9 protein-coding genes and 1 pseudogene are annotated in these 6,335 nt (G+C 68.7%); 4 read left to right on the forward strand and 6 right to left on the reverse strand.

What is annotated here, in order from left to right; genetic code table 11:
* The 4 genes and pseudogenes from AC1D01_RS16600 to AC1D01_RS16615 all read right to left on the reverse strand — a co-directional run.
* Positions 1-260, reverse strand: a pseudogene (locus AC1D01_RS16600) (ATP-grasp domain-containing protein); the annotation flags it as partial.
* On the reverse strand, positions 257-1,180 hold the full coding sequence (locus tag AC1D01_RS16605) for an NAD(P)-dependent methylenetetrahydromethanopterin dehydrogenase (RefSeq protein ID WP_477868113.1): 924 nt from the start codon (positions 1,178-1,180) through the stop codon (positions 257-259). The gene AC1D01_RS16605 and the pseudogene AC1D01_RS16600, both read right to left, overlap by 4 nt.
* Positions 1,181-1,190: 10 nt before the next feature.
* Positions 1,191-2,189 (reverse strand): beta-ribofuranosylaminobenzene 5'-phosphate synthase family protein, encoded by a 999-nt coding sequence (locus AC1D01_RS16610; RefSeq protein WP_477868115.1) that lies wholly within the window; start codon positions 2,187-2,189, stop codon positions 1,191-1,193.
* A 115-nt stretch (positions 2,190-2,304) separates the two neighbouring features.
* A complete protein-coding gene (locus AC1D01_RS16615) occupies positions 2,305-2,694 on the reverse strand; it encodes a 4a-hydroxytetrahydrobiopterin dehydratase (RefSeq protein ID WP_477868117.1) in 390 nt (129 codons plus the stop codon).
* Between the two features lie 82 nt (positions 2,695-2,776).
* Here AC1D01_RS16615 and AC1D01_RS16620 point away from each other — a divergent pair, with 82 nt between their 5' ends.
* Complete coding sequence (locus AC1D01_RS16620; RefSeq protein ID WP_477868119.1) at positions 2,777-3,544, forward strand: pentapeptide repeat-containing protein; 768 nt, start codon at positions 2,777-2,779, stop codon at positions 3,542-3,544.
* Between the two features lie 65 nt (positions 3,545-3,609).
* Here the strand turns inward: AC1D01_RS16620 and AC1D01_RS16625 are convergent, their stop codons facing one another.
* Positions 3,610-3,909, reverse strand: a complete 300-nt coding sequence (locus tag AC1D01_RS16625; protein WP_477868121.1) for a hypothetical protein — start codon at positions 3,907-3,909, stop codon at positions 3,610-3,612.
* A 112-nt stretch (positions 3,910-4,021) separates the two neighbouring features.
* Here AC1D01_RS16625 and AC1D01_RS16630 point away from each other — a divergent pair, with 112 nt between their 5' ends.
* From AC1D01_RS16630 to AC1D01_RS16640, 3 genes are read left to right on the forward strand one after another with little or no spacing between them, the layout of a single operon-like run.
* A complete protein-coding gene (locus AC1D01_RS16630; RefSeq protein WP_477868123.1) occupies positions 4,022-4,609 on the forward strand; it encodes a DUF6932 family protein in 588 nt (195 codons plus the stop codon).
* Positions 4,593-5,561 (forward strand): hypothetical protein, encoded by a 969-nt coding sequence (locus AC1D01_RS16635; protein ID WP_477868125.1) that lies wholly within the window; start codon positions 4,593-4,595, stop codon positions 5,559-5,561. Before AC1D01_RS16630 ends, AC1D01_RS16635 begins: the two co-directional genes overlap by 17 nt.
* 21 nt (positions 5,562-5,582) lie before the next feature.
* Entirely contained in the window at positions 5,583-6,137 is a 555-nt protein-coding gene (locus AC1D01_RS16640; RefSeq protein ID WP_477868127.1) for a flavodoxin family protein, read from the forward strand.
* On the opposite strand, the gene AC1D01_RS16645 is transcribed toward AC1D01_RS16640, so the two are convergent.
* Positions 6,080-6,335 (reverse strand): hypothetical protein (locus tag AC1D01_RS16645; protein WP_477868129.1); only part of this gene is annotated, 256 nt, incomplete at its 5' end. The two genes, AC1D01_RS16640 and AC1D01_RS16645, sit on opposite strands and share 58 nt — an antisense overlap.

Raw genomic sequence — 6,335 nt, forward strand, 5'->3', positions numbered from 1 at the left:
ACCCAGCCGCGCACGTCGCCGCGCCGCGCCAGCTCGCCGATTGCTGCGAGCGTGCGCGCGTCGTCGATCGCGAGCGTGGCGGGCTCGCCCAGGCTCATCCAGTGGGAGGCGGCGCGGCGCGTGTCGGCATCGCCGAACAGGTCGAGTGCGACCACGTCGAAGCCGTCGCGCACCGCGGCCTCGGCCATCATGCGGGCGGACAGCGCCGCCACGGCGATCACGCCGGCGGGCGGGCGGGGCGAGGGGCTCGAGCGGCTCAAGCCGTCTCGCCGGCCGCGCGCTCCGCGAGGAACGCGCGCGCGGTGGCGAACGCCTCCGGAAAGCCGAGCACCAGCGCCTTCTTGTCGGAGTCGCGCATCTGCACCAGCAGGCGGTGCTGGGTCTGGTACTTCACGTTGCCGACCGCGAGCGCGCCGATGCCCAGCGCAGAGCTGCCGGCCAGCGGCTTGCCGTCGTCCATCACGCCGACGCCGGCGATGCCTTCCGGCGGCACGGCATTGACGTCGGCCGCCACCTTGAGCCGCTTCGCGTTCTTCAGGTCCTCGGGCGAGACCACCTGCACGCCGGCCGCGGCGCAGGCCAGCACCACGTCGGCATCGGCGAGCGAGGCGCGCACCGCCGCGGAGTCGGCACCCGACACGCCGTGCATCTCGACCTGGAAGCGGGTGGCGGTCTCGTGCGCTGCGGCCTCGGCCGCGGCGGCGCCGCTGCGGCTGGACAGCGACACCCGCGCGCCCGCCTGCGCGGCGATCACGCCGGCGATGCGGCCCACCGGGCCGAGCCCGCCGAGCACCACCAGGCGCAGGCCGGTGAGGCCGTGGCCGTGCTGCTTCTGCAATGCGGCCTCGGTGCAGGCGACCATCGCCGCGGCCGTGGTGTAGGCGCCGCTCGGGTCGGCCATCACCGACACGACGAAGGGCTTGACCATCGAGGCCCGGGCGCGCTCCAGCATGTCGGCCGCGAGCATCGCGTTGCGCCCGCCGATGAACAGGCCGGTGCGTGCGACACCCTTCGGGCCGCGCGAGAAGATGGCGTCCTGCGTCAGCGCGGTGATGTCGTCGAGCGTCACGTCGCAGTACGGCGCGATCACCTGGTAGCCGGCGTCGGCGGCCATGTTGACGTCGAACGGGCTCATCTGCCGGCCCGGCGTGAACATGTGGAGGATGTAGGGGCGTTCCATGGCGTGGGTTTCAAAGAGGTTCGCAGGCGTGCTCGGTGAGCAGCGCGCCGCGGTTGAGGCCGGCGACGATGCTCAGCGTGATGCCGGGTTCGAGCAGGCGATCGGTGCGCAGCGCGTGCAGGGCGGCCTCGGCCGCGGCCTGCGACGGCAGGATCGCGAAGCCCGTCGGCCCCCACGAGCTCTGGCCGATGGCCGCGCCGTCGATCGACTGCACGACGCGGCCCACCGCCGCGCTGGTGTACGCGCCGCCCTGCGCCGGCGCGAAGTGCTCGCCGAGCAGTTGCTGCACGCGGTTGATGCCGGCCGCGAACGGCTCGAACTCGCTGCTGGCCGCGCCGGGCAGCACGCGCATCAGCACCTGGTGGCAGATGTCGGCCGACAGCGATTGCGGCAGCGGCTGCAGCGTCGCGATGGCCTGCTTCTCCTGYGGGCCGGACAGGCCGCGGTGGCGCTCGTCCTGCACCACCAGCACGCGCCAGGCGGCCGGGAACGCGATGCGCGACAGCAGCGGTGCCGGCATGCCGTCGGCGCCCGGGCCGCCATCGACCAGCAGGCCGCCCTGGTCGAAGCCGGCGATGCCGATGCCCGAGCGCAGGCCGCGGGCGAGCCAGTGCGCGAGCGTCACGCTGCTCAGGGCCAGGCCATGCCATTGCGCGAACACGCGCCCGATGGCCAGCGCGAGCTGCGTGCCCGAGCCGAAGCCGGCATGCGGCGGCAGCACGCGCGACAGCTGCAGGCGCAGCGGCGTGCGCAGGCCTGTGTGCTCGCGCAAGGTGTGCAGGAAGCGGCTCGCGCGCTCGATCTCGGCGTGCGCAGCGGCATCGACGGCCACGAGGTCGTCGGCCGATGCGGCGCTCAGCTCGAGCTCGGTCGCGATGCCATCGATTACCAGCCCGAGGCTGCCGAAGCGGCGGCCCAGCGTGCCCGCCGGGTCGAGGAACCCGAGGTGCAGGCGGCCCGGCGCGCGAAGCTTCAGCAGGCGGTGGTGGTCGGTGGCGGAGGCAGGCATCGGAGACTGGCTAAGCAATCCCCGTTCCGCTGGGGTTTACCCCGCAAAAGCGGGTCGGAGCGCCCTGCAGGAGCCCGGGCTTGTTCCGCCCGGGTGACACAGTGTCATGTCGCCCTCAGTCGTATTTGATGTACTTGAAGCGCGGATCGTCGGGCGTGCCTTCGAGCGCCGAGCCTTCGATCGCGCCGGGCTGCCACATCACCACCTCCTCGATCTTCGCGGCGAGTGCGAAGTCCTTGTCGGTGATGCCCTTGGCCGCGTGATTCATCAGCTTGACGGTGACGAAGGCGAACGAGACCGTGAGGTCGGGGTGGTGCCAGGCGGCTTCGGCGAGGTGGCCGACGGTGTTCACCACCATCAGCGTGCCTTTCCAGCCGCCGGTCTTGTACTTGCGGCGGATCCAGCCGTCTTCGAGGTACCACTTCGGCAGCTCGGCCTTCAGCCGGGCCTCGATCTCTTCGGGCGAGTAAATCTCGTCGGGGGTCTTCTTGCGCCACTGGGTCATGTCGATCTCCTTGGGCAGGGTTGCCGGCCTTGATCTTTGGCGCGGCTCCGCCCAGCATCATCGCTCCGCTGGAGCAAACACCATGCGCAGAAGGGTCTGGAACATCGCGATCGCGTCCGCGCTGCTCGGCATGGGCAGCAGGCGCGTGGGGGCCGCGCAGCTCAGCGTCGAGCAGGTGCGCGAGCGGCTGGCGGCGGCGCAGGGGCGGGCCGAGCTGGCGGGGCTCGACCTGTCCGACCTCGACCTGAGCCGGCTCGATTTCCGGCAGGCCCGCCTGGCGGGGGCCAGCCTGTTCGCATCGAAGCTCGTGCTGAGCAAGTTCAATGGTGCCGACCTGACGCGTGCGAACCTGAACGGCGCGTGGCTGATGGGCACCGACTTCAGCGGCGCGACGCTCGCGGGCGCCAGCCTGCTCAGCGTGGTGGTGTTGGGCGGCGCGGTGAAGGCGCCGCCGATCTTCGAGGGCGCGGACCTGAGCGGGGCGCGCGTCATTGCCGACTTTCTCGGCGTGAACCTGCGGCGTGCGAAGCTGGTCAAGACCAACCTCGGTGTCAACATCAAGAACCAGGGGATGGGGCAGATGCGCACCGATCTGTCGGGCGCGGATTTGAGCGAGGCCGACCTCGAAGGGGCCGACCTGAACCGGTCGATGATGTCGTTCGCGAAGCTCGTCAACGCCAACCTGCGCGGCGTGAACTTCTTCAACGCGAAGCTGGCCGGGGCCGACCTGAGCGGCGCCGATGTCACCGGCGCGGATTTCACCGATGCGGTGCTGGACGGCATCGTGTTGTCGGACGTGAAAGGACGCGGCAGCGCGAAGGGATTGGGTGACAAAGGCCGTTCGCCCTGAGCTTGTCGAAGCCAGCGAATCGCGAGGGCGTTTCGACAGGCTCAACGCGAACGGAGGTTTGCGCGTCAGCTCTTGCGCTTCACCGCCGCTTGCTTCGACCCGGCAGCGAATCTCGCCGCCTCGTCATCCGGCGGCAACAGCGAGGTCAACGTCCCCTGCGGCAGGTTGCGCAACTGCCCGGCATCCAGCTTGCCGATGAACTTCCAGCCCGTCGGCAGCTTGAYGAACGCGAACGCGGTGGGCGGGTCGACGAACACGTCGTAGTCGTTGACGACGACGGCCTCGGTGGTCTGGGCCTCGGCCGGCGAGCCGATCAGGGCCCCCAGCATCAGGGCAAGGCAGGACAGGTGGCGAACAGCGGACATCGAGGGCTCCAGGGAATATCGGGTGGGAATGCCAGTGTCGGGGCGGCGTGCTTCAGGCTGACTTCATGGCGCCCCACGTTCGTTTCATTCGTTGCCGCTATGCTGTGGCCCCGTGATCCCGCCATTCAATCATTCTCACGTGCTACCGCCCTTCCAGGGCGAGCGTCTGACGAGCGCGAACAGTTCGCCCTATCTCGTGGGCTCAAGCCAGTTGGTGCAACGCTTTGCTGTCAATGCCGCGCGATGCGTCATTCTGGATGGGTTGCTACGCTATCGCGCCGAATTGCGCGAGCTGGGCTTCCTGCGAGGCTTTCAATGGCTCGACGGCAGCTTCGTCGAGGATGTGGAGGCACGCGAAGGTCGTGCGCCTGGCGATATCGACCTGGTGACCTTCGCGCATCCACTCGCTGGCATGAGCAAGGACGACATCAACGCGATGATGGCCGCCCGGCCCGACTTGTTTCTTCGGGAGCAATGCAAGGAGAATTTGCACTGTGACACGAGTATCGTCAACATGACGACGGCACCCGAGTGGCTGGTGATGCAAACCCGATATTGGTATGGCTTGTACTCGCACCGTCGCGGTGACGCCCTTTGGAAGGGCTTGCTGCAGTTGCCCCTGGATTCCGACGACGGAGATGCCCGTGTGATGCTGGACATGCTGACGTCCCGAGGAGATTTCGATGCTCGCTCAGCTTGAAAGGCAGTTTCTGCAGGCAGATCTGGCGCAGGCGCGCCAGTTGCTCGCAGAAGGTCGGGCGCACGACGACCCCATCGCCGAACATCAATACGCCCAACGTGTCGCGCGCCTCGAACGCGAACTGGCCGAGTTGTCCCAGGCCGTTCTGCATGCGCCTGCCGGAGTGGCCTTGTTTTTTGGCGGACGACCGGTCATCGGCTCGCACGGAATCAAGGCCGCTTTCGGGACGCAGGCCGTCGGTCAGTTCCAGAAGCTCGTGAGCCAGCGCTACGCCGCCGCTGAAACAGGCCCGCTGTCGTCGCGAGGCAGGGTGCCGATGAGCGAGGACACGCAACTCCTCGTCACCGATGTCGTTCGCGGCTCGTTCGGCTTCGTACTGCAAGCCGATGAGCCCGCCCACGGTGATGTGGTGCTCAAGGAGGTGGTAGACGAAGTGGCCGATACCTTGTCGCGCATGGCTGCGACGGACGACGCTCTATTCGACGAAGCTTCGGCCCGCGTAGACAACCGCCAACTCGGTGCGCTGAAGGACTTCTTCAAGTTGCTGGACGACGAGGGCGCAAGCCTGCGCGTTGTCGAAGGCGAGCGGGATTTCGAATTGACCGTGGAAGGGGTGCAGCGTGCTCGGCAGCGTGTCGAGGCATTGACGATCGAGGATCGCATCGAAACCTTGCAGGGCGAGGTCATCGGTTGGGCCGAGTATTCGCTGCGCTTCGAATTGCGTCTCCATGCTGACAGCAGCGTGGTCGTAGGGGCAGTGTCGCGGGAGGCGATGGACCACTTGTTGGAAGACGACGTCATCCTTTTGCACCGTCACGTTCGTGCGCGGGTCAAGGTGCGGGAGGTGCGATTGCGCAATCGTGCGCCGCGCAAGACGTTTTCCCTTCAGACCATCGAGATGATCGAGGCCCCCGCGGGGTGGTCGCAGCGGGCAGGGCAGCAACCAATTTAGCGCCGAGCGACATAAGAAGGCATGCCCCACTTCCTGTTCGTCGTCGCCTCCACCCGCGAACCCGGCCACATCGGCAACACCGAATGGCTGGCCCGCCGTGCGGCCGCCGGCCTGCCGGCCGATGCCACCCAGACCTGGCTGCACCTCGCGCACCTGCCGATGCAGCCCTTCACCGACCTGCGCCACACCGCCGGCACCTACCCCTGGCCCGAGGCCGGCCTGCGCACGCTGCTCGACGCGACGATGGCCTGCACCGACCTCGTGCTGGTCGCGCCCGTCTACTGGTACAGCTTCCCGAGCACGCTGAAGACCTACCTCGACCACTGGAGCGCGTGGATGCGCATCGACGGCCTGCCGTTCAAGGCCGAGATGGCGAAGAAGTGCATGCATCTGATCACCACCAGCGGCAACCGCGCGAAGGCGCAGCCGATGATCGACTCCGCCCAGTTCTGCGCCGAGTTCCTCGCGATGCCGTTCGCCGGCACGCTGTGGGGCAAGGGCGGCCCGCCCGGCGCGGTTCAGTCCGATGCCGAAGCCGGCGCCGCGGCCGACCGCTTCTTCCACCCCGCCGCCTGACGCAGCCGCTGCAGCACCGGCCACCCGCTGCGCGCCAGCAGCAGCACGAAGGCCAGCGCCGCCAGCGCGACCCGCGCATCGGCGCGCGCCACCACCGGCCGCGCGAGCGCCGGGGACGACAGCTCGTCCGACAGCCCCTGCGCCGCCTGCAGCCGATGGAAGCGCAGGCCGCGCTCGCTCGCCAGCATCCGCAGGTAG

The organism is Rhizobacter sp. P3_B12 (assembly GCF_056402895.1).

What these genes read in the sequence shown, in the direction of transcription:
- AC1D01_RS16605 (WP_477868113.1), bottom strand. Translation starts at nt 1,180, where the DNA reads ATGGAACGCCCCTACATCCTCCACATGTTCACGCCGGGCCGGCAGATG.
- AC1D01_RS16615 (WP_477868117.1), bottom strand. Translation starts at nt 2,694, where the DNA reads ATGACCCAGTGGCGCAAGAAGACCCCCGACGAGATTTACTCGCCCGAA.
- AC1D01_RS16620 (WP_477868119.1), top strand. Translation starts at nt 2,777, where the DNA reads ATGCGCAGAAGGGTCTGGAACATCGCGATCGCGTCCGCGCTGCTCGGC.
- AC1D01_RS16635 (WP_477868125.1), top strand. Translation starts at nt 4,593, where the DNA reads ATGCTCGCTCAGCTTGAAAGGCAGTTTCTGCAGGCAGATCTGGCGCAG.
- AC1D01_RS16640 (WP_477868127.1), top strand. Translation starts at nt 5,583, where the DNA reads ATGCCCCACTTCCTGTTCGTCGTCGCCTCCACCCGCGAACCCGGCCAC.